Source organism: Sphingosinicella sp. (assembly GCF_052388015.1).
In the GTDB taxonomy this organism is placed as follows: domain Bacteria; phylum Pseudomonadota; class Alphaproteobacteria; order Sphingomonadales; family Sphingomonadaceae; genus Allosphingosinicella.
Window position 1 is genome coordinate 1 of the sequence record NZ_JBQTIN010000113.1, and the last position, 11,079, is coordinate 11,079.

Sequence of the window (11,079 nt, forward strand, 5' to 3'; positions counted from 1 at the left end):
CTGGCTCGCGCGGCCGCCCGCCGAGCGGCTCAAGGACGGCGTCCGGGTCGTCATCGCTGGCCCACCGAATGCCGGGAAGTCTAGTCTGTTCAATGTCTTAGCCGGGCGCGACGCGTCGATCGTAACAGCGATGCCGGGCACGACACGCGATGTGATCGAGGCGCCGTTGGCGATCGGCGGGGTGGCGTTGTTGCTCATCGACACCGCCGGCCTGCGCGAGACGGGCGAGGCGATCGAGGCGATCGAGGCGATCGGGGTCGATCGCGCGCGCGTTTCGGCCGAGGCTGCGGACATCCTGCTCTGGCTCGGCCCTACAGAACAGAAGCCTGAGCGCGCCATGCTGGTTCATGCCAAGGCGGACCTCGCGCCCGCGCCGCCGGAAGCGGATGTCGCTGTCTCCGCGTTGACCGGGCAAGGCATCGACCAACTGATCCAGTTGCTGCTCGCGCGTTCCGCGCAACTCCTTGTTTCGGAAGGTGAAGTGGCGCTCAACGCGCGCCATCGGCAGGCCTTGGCGGAAATGGCGGCCGCGCTTGAGGATGTGGGCGCGAGCGATCCGCTGATCGCCTCGGAGGCCTAGCGGCTCGCGCGTATGGCTTTGGACCGGATCACGGGCCGAGCCGGCGTCGAGGACATGCTGGACGCGCTGTTCGGCCGATTCTGCATCGGCAAATGAGCTGTTTCACGTGAAACATCTTCCGGCCGATGTTGCGACGGCCTAGATGGTCGCCGTGCGCGATTATGATGTCATCATTGTGGGCGGTGGCCATGCCGGGGTCGAGGCCGCGGCGGCGGCTGCCCGGCTTGGCGCCCGGGTTGCACTCGTCACCTTCGATCCAGCGCAGATCGGGGCGATGTCCTGCAATCCGGCGATCGGCGGGCTCGGCAAGGGCCATCTCGTCCGCGAGGTCGACGCCTTCGACGGACTGATCGGCGTCGCGGCGGATGCGGCGGCGATCCACTACCGAATGCTCAACGCCAGCAAGGGCGCCGCGGTGCGCGGGCCGCGCGTCCAGGCCGACCGGAAGCTGTTTCGAGAGGCCATTCAGAAGGCGGTCGCGACACAGGTGGAGCTTGAGATCGTCGCGGGCGAAGCGGTTGCGCTGCGGCTCGAGGGGCGGCGCGCGATCGGCGTGAGGCTGGCTGGCGGAGAGCTGCTGGCGGCGCGGTCCGTGGTGCTCGCCACCGGCACCTTTCTTGGCGGCAAGCTGCATTTCGGCATGCGCAGCGAGGCGGGGGGCCGAATCGGCGAGCGCGCCGCGACGGAGATGGCCCACCAGCTCCGGACGCTGGGGTTGCCGCTTGCGCGGCTCAAGACCGGCACGCCGCCTCGGCTCGACGGCCGTACGATCGACTGGAGCGCGCTGGAGCGGCAGCCCTCCGATGCCGACGGCTGGACGATGTCGCCGCTGACGCGCTCGCGGCGCAACCCGCAGCTCTTCTGCGCGATCACCCGCACCAACGCGCGAACCCACGCGATCATCCGCGCCAATCTCGATCGTTCGCCGCTTTTCGCGGGCGAGATCAGCGGTGTCGGGCCGCGCTATTGCCCCTCGATCGAGGACAAGGTGCACCGCTTCGCCGACCGCGACGGACACCAGATTTTCCTTGAGCCGGAAGGACTTGACGATCAGGTCATTTATCCGAACGGGATTTCGACCTCGCTGCCAGAGGACGTGCAGCTGGCGATGATCCGCTCGATGGCGGGGCTGGCGCTAGCCGAGATCATCAAGCCGGGCTATGCGGTCGAGTACGACCATGTCGATCCGCGCATTCTCGACGCGCGTCTTGCCGTGCGCGATGTCGAGGGTCTGTTCCTGGCGGGTCAGATCAACGGCACAACGGGCTATGAGGAAGCGGCGGCGCAGGGGCTGGTCGGCGGCTTGAACGCCGCGGCGAGCGCGCTCGGCCGCGCGCCGATCCTGTTCGACCGCACCGAGTCCTATCTCGGCGTAATGGTCGACGACCTGATCCTGCAGGGCGTCACCGAGCCCTATCGTATGCTGACCGCACGCGCCGAATATCGGCTGCGGCTGAGGGCCGACAATGCGGATATTCGCCTGACGCCCAAGGCGATTGCTGCGGGTTGCGTGGGTGAAGCTCGCGCCGGTGCCTTCGCCGCCGATCGCGAGGAGAAAGCGCGGATCGAGGCGCTGCTTGAGACGCGAGCAGCGGGCGCGGATCTCGGCATAAACGAGGTTGGGGGGAGCGTTCGCAGGCTGGCAAATTGGCTGCGCTTTCCAGAGGTTGACGGCGATGCGCTGCGCCGCATTTCGCCGGAGATCGCGACCTGCAAGGATCGGCTTGTCGACCAGGCGGTGCAGGATCATCGCTATGCGCCCTATCTTGAACGGCAGCACGCGGAGATCGCGCGGCTCCGACAGGAGGAGCGCCTTCCGATCCCGCCCGGCTTCGACTTTGCGGCCGTGGCGGGACTCTCCAACGAGATGATCGAGCGGCTCTCGACGGCGCGCCCGACGAGCCTGGGCGAAGCCAGCCGCGTTCGGGGCGTCACGCCGGCGGCGCTGGCGGCAATTCTGGTCGCTTCGCGCCGCAAGGCCGCCTGAATGGACGAGGCGGAGGCAAGAGGCTGGCTCCGTGATTCGCGGGGTGTTTCACGTGAAACACTCGCGCGGCTGGCCGCGTTCGGCGACTTGTTGAGGAGCGAGAACGAGCGCCAGAATCTCGTTTCGGCCGCGACGCTCGATCATTTCTGGGCCCGTCATGTCGTGGACAGCGCGCAGCTGCTCCGCTTCGCCACCGAATCGGGAGCCTGGCTGGATCTCGGCACCGGGGCCGGCTTTCCCGGCCTGGTCGTCGCGGCGTTGCGCGAGGGGCCGATGACCTTGATCGAATCGCGGCGGCTGCGCGTGGCTTTCCTGCATCGGGCGGCGGCGGTCCTCAAGGAGTCGCCGAACATCGTTCATGCGCCGATCGAACGCGTGCCGACGGAGCCTTTCGCGGTGATCAGCGCCCGCGCGTTCGCGCCATTGCCGCGCCTGCTGGAGCTTGCACACAGATTTTCCACAGAAAAGACGCTCTGGCTGCTGCCCAAGGGGCGCGGCGCCAAGTCGGAACTGGAAGCGGTTCGCGGCGCGTGGCAAGGTGATTTCCGCCTGGAGCCGAGCCTCACCGACGCCGATGCCAATATCATCGTCGCGACCGGGGTGCGCCGCCGCCCGGGCAGGAGCAAGCAATGATCCGGATCGCGGTCGCGAATCAGAAAGGCGGGGTGGGCAAGACGACCACCGCGATCAACCTCGCCACCGCGCTCGCGGCGACGGGTCTCAAGGTGCTGCTGATCGATCTCGATCCGCAGGGCAACGCCTCGACCGGGCTCGGCATCGGCCAGGCGCTGCGCGCGCAGTCGAGCTACGAGCTGCTGACCGGCGCGGCGAGCCTCAGCGAATGCGTCGTCGCCTCGCCGGTGCCGCGGCTCGATATCGTGCCCGGCAAGGTCGATTTGTCCGGCGCAGAGATCGAACTCATTGATTTTGAACGAAGAACACACCGGCTCGACGCCGCGCTGGACGGCGCTGGACGGGCGCGGTGGGATGTCTGCCTGATCGATTGCCCGCCGTCGCTCGGCCTGCTCACCGTCAACGCCCTGATCGCCGCCAACGCGATCCTGGTGCCGCTCCAGGCCGAGTTCTTCGCGCTCGAGGGCCTCAGCCAGCTGCTCCAGACGGTCGAGCGCATTCGGGCGCGTTTCAATCCGGAGCTGTCGATCCTCGGCGTCGTCCTCACCATGTACGATCGGCGCAACAATCTCTCGGCGCAGGTGTCGGACGATGTCCGCGCCTGCCTCGGCAACGTCGTGTTCGACACGGTGATTCCGCGCAACGTCCGGCTCTCCGAGGCGCCGAGCCACGGCCTCCCGGCCCTGATCTACGATCATCGCTGCCCGGGCTCGGAGGCCTATATCGCGCTCGCCCGCGAGCTGATCGCGCGCCTGCCGGCGCGGGCGGAGGCGGCATGAGCGACGAAATCCCCCGCCGCCGCCCCTCCGGCCTTGGCCGCGGCCTCTCCTCGCTGCTCGGCGACATCCAGCGCGAAGCCCCGGTCGCCGGCAGCCCGGCTCGCGGAGACGTGCGGCAGATTCCGGTGGCGAGCATCGAGCCGCATCCGGACCAGCCGCGCCGTTTCTTTGCCGAAGCGGCGCTCGACGAGCTCGCTTTGTCGATCGCCGCGCGCGGGCTGATCCAGCCGATCGTCGTCCGGCCGCACGGCCACCGCTTCCAGATCGTCGCCGGCGAGCGGCGCTGGCGGGCGGCGCAGCGGGCGCGGCTGCACGAGATCCCGGCGATCGTCCGCGCGTTCAGCGATTCGGAGACGCTGGAAGTCTCGCTGCTGGAGAATATCCAGCGCGAGGATTTGAACGCGATCGAGGAAGCGGCGGCCTATCGCCGGCTGATCGACGATTATGGCCACAGCCAGGAGGCGCTCGGCAAGCTGCTCGGCAAGTCGCGCAGCCATGTCGTCAACCATTTGAGATTATTGGATCTTCCAGAAAGCGTGCGGGCGATGGTGGCCGATGGCCGGCTGAGCATGGGCCATGCCCGGGCGCTGATCGGCGCGCCGGATGTCGAGGCGCTGGCCGAAGAGGTGGCGCGCCGCGGCCTGTCGGTGCGCGACACCGAGACGCTGGCCAAGGCCGCCAAGCCGCGGCGTCAGCGGGCGGGGCCGGTCGAGTATAAGGGCAGCCATGCCGACATCGAGGCGCTGGAACGGCAATTGAGCGACCTGGTCGGGGTTAAAGTCGGGATCAAATACAGCCCGAAGGGTGGCCAGGTGACGCTCGCTTATACCAGCCTCGACCAGCTCGACATGATCTGCCAGCGCCTCAGCGGCGGGAAGTTTTGAGCTACCGCTAGCGCCGCCGCGCCGCCTGGCGGGCAATGGCGAGCAATTCCGCTTCGGCCGCCACCGGGCCCGGCCCGCCCGCCATCATGATTTGCCGTTCCGCTTCGATCAGGCGAGCGATCGCCTTGGCCAGATTCTCCGCGCGCCAACGCCCCAGCTCGGCCTGGATCGCGCCTTGCTCTTTGTAAAATATCGATTTTCCGGATGACGCCATGACGGCGCCGACGCTCCTGCCGCGCTCGACCTCGGCGCGCAGCCGGGCCAGCATCGTCATCCGGCGAAGCGCGGCGCGGATCAGCTGGACGCCGTCCTTGCCCTCGGCGCGCAGCCGCGCGAGCTCGGTCTCGGCCTGGTCGGAATCGCCGCCTGCGACCGCGGCGAGCAGGCGGGAGAGGTCGCCCTCTCCGACATCGGCGCCGATGGCATCGACCGTCTCATGGTCGAGCGGCTTCGGCGTATCGGGCGCGGCGTCCAGGAACACGGCATATTTTTCCAGCTCACGAACAATGATGCCGCGATTGCCGGCGCTCGCCACCGCGATCCGCGCCGCGACGCCGGGGCCGGGGCGAAGGCCGAGCGCCAGCGCCTGTTCGCCGACAAGCGATTCGGCGTTGCGCTCGTCGACCGGATAGCTGGCGATACCGATCGCCCGATCGCTGGATTCGACCAGCTTCAGCAAGGCCGCGCTTTTCTTCAGCTCGCCGGCGAGGAGGATCACCGGATTGGTTGCCGTCTCCAGCGCCAGAACGTTGGCCGCAGCGACCGCGCTTTCGTCGCCGGCGCGATCGACGACGATCAGCCGCGCGCCGCCGAACATGGAGAGCGAAGCGGCCTCGTCGGCCAGCCCGGCGGGATCGCCTTTCAGCTCCGCGCCGGTCAGGTCGACCCGCTCGACCTCGCCGCCCAGCGCCGCCGCGACGACCGGCACGAAGTTGCGCGAGGCGGATTCGTCAGGGCCGTAGAAGAGAAACAGCCGGAGCCGCGACAAATCGGCGAGATGGCGGCCGAGCTGGGCCGGCTTGACGATCATTGTCCGCCGGCGCGGGTCGCGTAGAGCGCCAGGCGGGCGACAATCTGGTCGGCGATCACCACCGCGAGCCGCTCCAGCGCCGTCTGCTCGGCCGCCACCGTGGCATATTCGGATGAAACGACATCGACGCCGGCATCCGAGCCGGCGGTGGCGTCGAGCAGCACGGTGCCGCGGCCGGCGTCGACGAGCCGGTAGCGGGCGCGCAAGGTCCGCCGTTCGCGCGTCACCGCATCGTCGGAGCGAATGCCGAAGCCGGTAATCGCGTCGTCGAGCTCGACCTCGAGCCGATAACGCGGCGTATCGTCCTCGCGACGGCCGAGCCGGTCCTCGAGCGCGGCGCGCACCAACCAGCCGGCGCGGCCGCCCTGGATCGGCGCGACCTGGACCGATTCGAGCGCCGTCGCCACCGCGCCGCTGGCGCCGCCGGCATAGAGCGGCCGGAGCGCACAGCCCGGCGCAAGCAGCAGCAAAGCGGCGAGGAGGGCGGCACGCTTCATGCGACGATATTTACCAGCCGGTCGGGCACGACGATGACCTTTCTGGGCGCGCCGCCGTCGAGCAGTCGCGCGACCTTGTCCGAGCCCAGCGCCAGCGCCTCCAGCGCCTCCTTCGGCGCGCCCCTGGGCGCGGTCAACGTGTCGCGCAGCTTGCCGTTGACTTGCACCGCGATCGTCACCTCGTCCTCGACGAGCAGCGCAGGATCGGCCTCCGGCCACGGCGCGTCGGCGATCAGCCCGGTGCCGCCGGCAGCCGACCAGGCCTCCTCGGCGACATGGGGCGCCATCGGCGCGACCAGCAGCGTCAGCGTCCCGACCGCCGCCGTGCGCGACGCGGAGGGCGGCGCTTTCTCGATCGCGTTCGCCAGCTCGTAAATATTCGCTACCGCCTTGTTGAACGCCAGCGCCTCGATATTGGCGCCCACCGCGGCGATCGTCTGGTGGAGCTTGCGGTCGAGCGCCTTGTCTTCGCCTTCGCCGGCCTCGCTCGTCCCGGAGATCCGCCAAAGCCGGTTGATGAAGCGCCACGCGCCCTCGATCCCGGCCTCGCTCCATTCGAGATCACGCTCGGGCGGGCTGTCGGAAAGCATGAACCAGCGCACCGCGTCGGCGCCATATTGCTCGACGATCGGCTCGGGATCGACGGTGTTGCGTCTGGACTTGGACATCTTCTCGACCCGGCCGGGTGTCACCGTCTTGCCGCCCTCGATCGCCGCTTCCGCCTCCTCTGGCAGCAGCCAGTTGCCGTCCACGTCCTGATAGGTGCGGTGGGTGACCATGCCCTGGGTAAAGAGACCGCGGAACGGCTCGGCCAGGTCGATCATGCCGATCCGCTGCAGCGCCCGGGTCCAGAAGCGGGCGTAGAGCAGGTGCAGGATCGCATGCTCGACGCCGCCGATATACTGGTCGACCGGCAGCCAGCGCTCCGCCGCCGCGCGGTCGAACGGCTTGTCCACCGGCTGGCTGGCGAAGCGGATGAAATACCAGGCCGAATCGACGAACGTGTCGAGCGTGTCCGTCTCGCGCACCGCCGCCGCGCCGCAGCTTGGGCAGGCGACATGCTTCCAGCCAGGATGGCGATCGAGCGGGTTGCCCGGCGTCTCGAAATCCACGTCCTCGGGCAGCACGACGGGAAGCTGGTCCTTCGGCACCGGCACGGCGCCGCAGGCGGCGCAATGGATGATCGGGATCGGTGTCCCCCAGTAACGCTGGCGCGAGACGCCCCAGTCGCGCAGCCGCCAGACTGTGGTGCCTTCGCCCCAGCCTTCGGCCTCGGCGCGGGCGATCACCGCCGCGATCGCTGCCTCGACGGTCATCCCGTCAAGGAAGCGACTGTTGACGACGACACCGTCCCGCAGATCGGCGGTGTCACCGACCGGTTCGCCCGCTTCCTCGGGTGACGGCGCGACGACGCGCAGCACCGGCAGGCCGTATTTGCGGGCGAAATCGAGATCGCGCTGGTCGTGGGCAGCCGAACCGAAGATCGCCCCGGAGCCATAGTCCATCAGTACGAAATTCGCGATGTAGATCGGCAATTTCCTTTGTGGATCAAAGGGATGGGTAGCTTTCAAGCCGGTGTCGAAGCCGAGCTTCTCAGCCGTCTCCAACTCCGCCGCTGTTGTTCCGCCCTGCCTGCATAGAGCGATGAACTCGGCCGCTTTGGCGTCACTTTTGCATAACTTTTGGGCGATCGGATGGTCGGGTGAGAGGGCCACGAAGCTGGCGCCGAAGATCGTGTCGGGGCGTGTCGTGAAAACCTCGATCTGTTCGTCGCTCCCGGCGAGTGCGAACCGGAACTTCATCCCGCGGCTCTTGCCGATCCAGTTCTCCTGCATCAGCCGGACCTTGTCGGGCCACTGGTCGAGCGTCGCCAGGCCGTCGAGCAGATCTTCGGCGAACTCGGTGATCTTGAGGAACCACTGACTGAGCTTGCGCCGCTCGACCAACGCGCCGGAGCGCCAACCGCGGCCGTCGATCACCTGCTCGTTGGCAAGCACGGTCATGTCGGCCGGATCCCAGTTCACTTCGCTTTCTTTGCGATGGACCAGCCCGGCCTCGAACAGATCGACGAACAGGGCCTGCTCGTGGCCGTAATAAGCGGGATCGCAGGTCGCGAGCTCGCGGCTCCAGTCGAGCGCGAAGCCGAGCCGCTTCAACTGCGCCTTCATCGTCGCGATATTGGCCCAGGTCCATTCGCCGGGATGGACCTCGCGCTCCATCGCCGCATTTTCGGCCGGCATGCCGAACGCGTCCCAGCCCATCGGATGGAGGACGGAAAAGCCCTTCATCCGTTTGTAGCGGGCGAGCACGTCTCCCATCGTGTAGTTGCGGACATGGCCCATATGGATGCGCCCCGAGGGATAGGGGAACATCTCCAGCACATAGGCCTTGGGGCCAGCGGCATCGTCATCGGCGCGGAACGTGCCGCGCTCGTCCCAGATGTGCTGCCAGCGGGCATCGGCTTTGGCGGGATTGAAGCGCGATGCCATGGCAGGCGAAGCTTTCGTGGCTGAGGCTTATCCGGCGATCGCGTTGCGCCGGAGGTCGCGGGCCCGGGTGAGGATGATGTCCTCCAGCCGCTGGACGGTGGCGGCGGTCACCGGCGCCTCGACCCACTGGCCGTTTTGCAGCGTCTGGCGCGAGGCGGCGACGCGGAGCGCATCGGCGCGCAGGTCGCGGTCGAGGATGGTGACGGTGAGCTTCACCCGCTCGCCCGGATTCTGCGGATTGGCGTACCAGTCGGTCACGATCACGCCGCCGTTCGAATCGGTCTGGGCGATCGGCGCGAAAGAGAGCGTATCGAGCGCCGCGCGCCACAGGAAGGCGTTGACGCCGATCGTCATCGTCTGCCGGGCGGGGAGGTCGACCCGCGCCGCTTGGCTGGCAGCGGCACCGCCACCGCCGATCCCGAGCGATCGATCGATCTCGCTCGTGTCGATGAGCGGGCCCGCACAGGCGGCCAGCGTCAGGGCGCCGGCGGCGGCCAGCAGAAGGGAGGGGGCGCGAGACATGGGGGAATCCTTGGCAACCTGGGTCGGAATGACCGCGTTATAGATATCGGCGCGCGAGCGGCAAGCGCTCGCTGCATTGCGCACCCTTTCGATTCTCGGTCATCGCCCAGTCACATTCGTTGTGTGAAAGATGCAACAGGCGAAATGATTCGCATGGGACGCACAGCCGCTTGCTCTAGGAAAGCGGTGTCCGCGGGTCTATTTTCGCGGCTCGAACGGAGTCGAACGGCTTTGAAACGCCTTGGGGGTCTTGCCGCAGCTGGGAGCGCGTCGTTGGTCGCGCTGGCGCTGCTGCTCGCCCCGACCCTGGCGGCGAACGCCCAGCACTCCTCCGGCCGCGCCGTCGCCGCATTGCCGAGCCGGCCGATGGGCGCGTTCACGCCGGCGGTTGCCGATCCCCGCTTGGCCGCCGTGCTGGCGCGCAGCGGGCTGAGCTTCAACCGCGATTTCCGCTTCACGCCGGCCACGGCCAATGAGCGCGGCCGTCAGGTGCGGGTCGCGATCCGGGCGCGGGCGAGCACGCCGGGCGAGGCCGAGCGGACCGCGCTGGCGGCCAGCTCGCAAACGCCGGTCACCGCGATCACGCCCAGCTCCTACACGCTTGGCGCCTCCGTCGGCTGGCGGCGCTTCGCCATCTCCAGCGACGTTTCGGAATCAACGGGCGGCGTCCTGCCCGGGCAGCGCAATTCGGCCGAGGTCGGCGTGAGCTACCGGGCGACGCGGCGGATCACCGGCCGGGTCGCGGTCGCCGCCGAGCGCACCGAGGGCGCACAGCGCCTCGTGGCGGACGACGAGGCCTATCAGGTCGATGTCGGCGGCGCTTATTCGATCGCGCGCAACGTCGATGTCACCGCCGGCGCCCGCTACCGGATCGCCCGCGACCGGATCGAGCCGCTGCAGCGCGACTATCGGCGCGACAGCCAGGCCGTCTATATCGGCACCGCGTTCCGCTTCTAATCGCCGTCGCCGGTCCAGGCGTCGATCGCCGCCCAGCCATAAGCACCGAACGAAGCGAGCGCCCTTCCGCGTCGCGCGTCCATGCCGCCGAGCGCAATGACCGGCAGCGGCGTTCGCCGCGCCAGCCAGGCGAATCGGGCTATGCCGAGCGGCCGAGCATCGGAATGGCTGCGGGTGGGAAAGACCGGCGACAGGAACAGCAGGCCCGCGCCGTCGCGCTCCGCCGCCCGAATCTCGGCAAAAGAATGGACCGGCGCGCTGCGCAGACCCTCGCCCGGGCCGCGCCCGTGGCTGCCATCGGCGCCCCATATGCGCGCCTGACCGGCCGGTCCGGCGAGCAGCAGCAGGCCGGGATGGGCGGCGCGGACCCGGTCGAACAAGGCGCGGCGCTCCGTCTCCGGCAGGCTGTAATGGCGAAAGATGACGCCACCATCGCGCGGCAACCGGTCGAGCGCCTCGAACAGGCTCTCGCCGAGCCGCTCGCCGGTCATCAGCCAGCAACGGGGAAAGGCGTGGCGTGGCGGCATCGCCCTTCCTATAGCCGTGGCGATGGCGCTTTCATCCCTCGCCGAAATCAAGGGCCGGATCGCCAACGCGGCAGGCCTCGCCGGCCGGCCGGTGGAATCGGTGACGTTGATTGCCGTTTCCAAGACCCAACCGCCGGACGCGATCGAAAAGCTGATCGCCGAGGGGCAGCGCGATTTCGGCGAGAATCGGGTGC

General features: G+C 68.6%; 11 protein-coding genes. 6 read left to right on the forward strand and 5 right to left on the reverse strand.

Features of this window, described 5'->3' with window-relative positions; all coding sequences use genetic code 11:
- The 5 genes from ACT4N3_RS09190 to ACT4N3_RS09210 form a co-directional block, all read left to right on the forward strand.
- Positions 1-580 (forward strand): GTPase (locus tag ACT4N3_RS09190; RefSeq protein WP_444854919.1); only part of this gene is annotated, 580 nt, incomplete at its 5' end.
- A gap of 142 nt (positions 581-722) precedes the next feature.
- Positions 723-2,567, forward strand: coding sequence for a tRNA uridine-5-carboxymethylaminomethyl(34) synthesis enzyme MnmG (mnmG, locus tag ACT4N3_RS09195; protein WP_444854920.1), 1,845 nt, complete (start codon positions 723-725; stop codon positions 2,565-2,567).
- Positions 2,568-3,200, forward strand: a complete 633-nt coding sequence (gene rsmG, locus ACT4N3_RS09200; RefSeq protein WP_444854921.1) for a 16S rRNA (guanine(527)-N(7))-methyltransferase RsmG — start codon at positions 2,568-2,570, stop codon at positions 3,198-3,200.
- Positions 3,197-3,979 (forward strand): ParA family protein, encoded by a 783-nt coding sequence (locus ACT4N3_RS09205; protein ID WP_444854922.1) that lies wholly within the window; start codon positions 3,197-3,199, stop codon positions 3,977-3,979. The genes rsmG and ACT4N3_RS09205 overlap by 4 nt, the downstream gene beginning before the upstream one ends.
- The gene (locus ACT4N3_RS09210) at positions 3,976-4,863 is read left to right on the forward strand and encodes a ParB/RepB/Spo0J family partition protein (RefSeq protein WP_444854923.1); all 888 of its coding nucleotides are present in this window, start codon (positions 3,976-3,978) and stop codon (positions 4,861-4,863) included. Before ACT4N3_RS09205 ends, ACT4N3_RS09210 begins: the two co-directional genes overlap by 4 nt.
- Positions 4,864-4,870: 7 nt before the next feature.
- Here the strand turns inward: ACT4N3_RS09210 and holA are convergent, their stop codons facing one another.
- From holA to ACT4N3_RS09230, 4 genes are read right to left on the reverse strand one after another with little or no spacing between them, the layout of a single operon-like run.
- Positions 4,871-5,893: a DNA polymerase III subunit delta gene (gene holA / locus ACT4N3_RS09215; RefSeq protein ID WP_444854924.1), complete on the reverse strand. Its 1,023-nt coding sequence runs from the start codon at positions 5,891-5,893 to the stop codon at positions 4,871-4,873.
- Positions 5,890-6,390 (reverse strand): LPS assembly lipoprotein LptE, encoded by a 501-nt coding sequence (lptE, locus tag ACT4N3_RS09220; RefSeq protein ID WP_444854925.1) that lies wholly within the window; start codon positions 6,388-6,390, stop codon positions 5,890-5,892. Before lptE ends, holA begins: the two co-directional genes overlap by 4 nt.
- Positions 6,387-8,879 (reverse strand): leucine--tRNA ligase, encoded by a 2,493-nt coding sequence (gene leuS, locus ACT4N3_RS09225; protein WP_444854926.1) that lies wholly within the window; start codon positions 8,877-8,879, stop codon positions 6,387-6,389. Before leuS ends, lptE begins: the two co-directional genes overlap by 4 nt.
- Before the next feature lie 27 nt (positions 8,880-8,906).
- Positions 8,907-9,401, reverse strand: a complete 495-nt coding sequence (locus ACT4N3_RS09230; protein ID WP_444854927.1) for a DUF3576 domain-containing protein — start codon at positions 9,399-9,401, stop codon at positions 8,907-8,909.
- A 273-nt stretch (positions 9,402-9,674) separates the two neighbouring features.
- Here ACT4N3_RS09230 and ACT4N3_RS09235 point away from each other — a divergent pair, with 273 nt between their 5' ends.
- The gene (locus ACT4N3_RS09235; protein WP_444854928.1) at positions 9,675-10,358 is read left to right on the forward strand and encodes a porin; all 684 of its coding nucleotides are present in this window, start codon (positions 9,675-9,677) and stop codon (positions 10,356-10,358) included.
- On the opposite strand, the gene ACT4N3_RS09240 is transcribed toward ACT4N3_RS09235, so the two are convergent.
- The gene (locus tag ACT4N3_RS09240) at positions 10,355-10,885 is read right to left on the reverse strand and encodes a thiamine phosphate synthase (RefSeq protein ID WP_444854929.1); all 531 of its coding nucleotides are present in this window, start codon (positions 10,883-10,885) and stop codon (positions 10,355-10,357) included. The two genes, ACT4N3_RS09235 and ACT4N3_RS09240, sit on opposite strands and share 4 nt — an antisense overlap.
- Positions 10,886-11,079 lie beyond the last annotated feature (194 nt).

Bases quoted from the DNA above. Each gene is read 5' to 3' on its own strand.
- holA (WP_444854924.1), bottom strand. From the start codon at position 5,893: ATGATCGTCAAGCCGGCCCAGCTCGGCCGCCATCTCGCCGATTTGTCG.
- ACT4N3_RS09210 (WP_444854923.1), top strand. From the start codon at position 3,976: ATGAGCGACGAAATCCCCCGCCGCCGCCCCTCCGGCCTTGGCCGCGGC.
- rsmG (WP_444854921.1), top strand. From the start codon at position 2,568: ATGGACGAGGCGGAGGCAAGAGGCTGGCTCCGTGATTCGCGGGGTGTT.
- lptE (WP_444854925.1), bottom strand. From the start codon at position 6,390: ATGAAGCGTGCCGCCCTCCTCGCCGCTTTGCTGCTGCTTGCGCCGGGC.
- ACT4N3_RS09230 (WP_444854927.1), bottom strand. From the start codon at position 9,401: ATGTCTCGCGCCCCCTCCCTTCTGCTGGCCGCCGCCGGCGCCCTGACG.
- mnmG (WP_444854920.1), top strand. From the start codon at position 723: ATGGTCGCCGTGCGCGATTATGATGTCATCATTGTGGGCGGTGGCCAT.
- leuS (WP_444854926.1), bottom strand. From the start codon at position 8,879: ATGGCATCGCGCTTCAATCCCGCCAAAGCCGATGCCCGCTGGCAGCAC.
- ACT4N3_RS09205 (WP_444854922.1), top strand. From the start codon at position 3,197: ATGATCCGGATCGCGGTCGCGAATCAGAAAGGCGGGGTGGGCAAGACG.
- ACT4N3_RS09240 (WP_444854929.1), bottom strand. From the start codon at position 10,885: ATGCCGCCACGCCACGCCTTTCCCCGTTGCTGGCTGATGACCGGCGAG.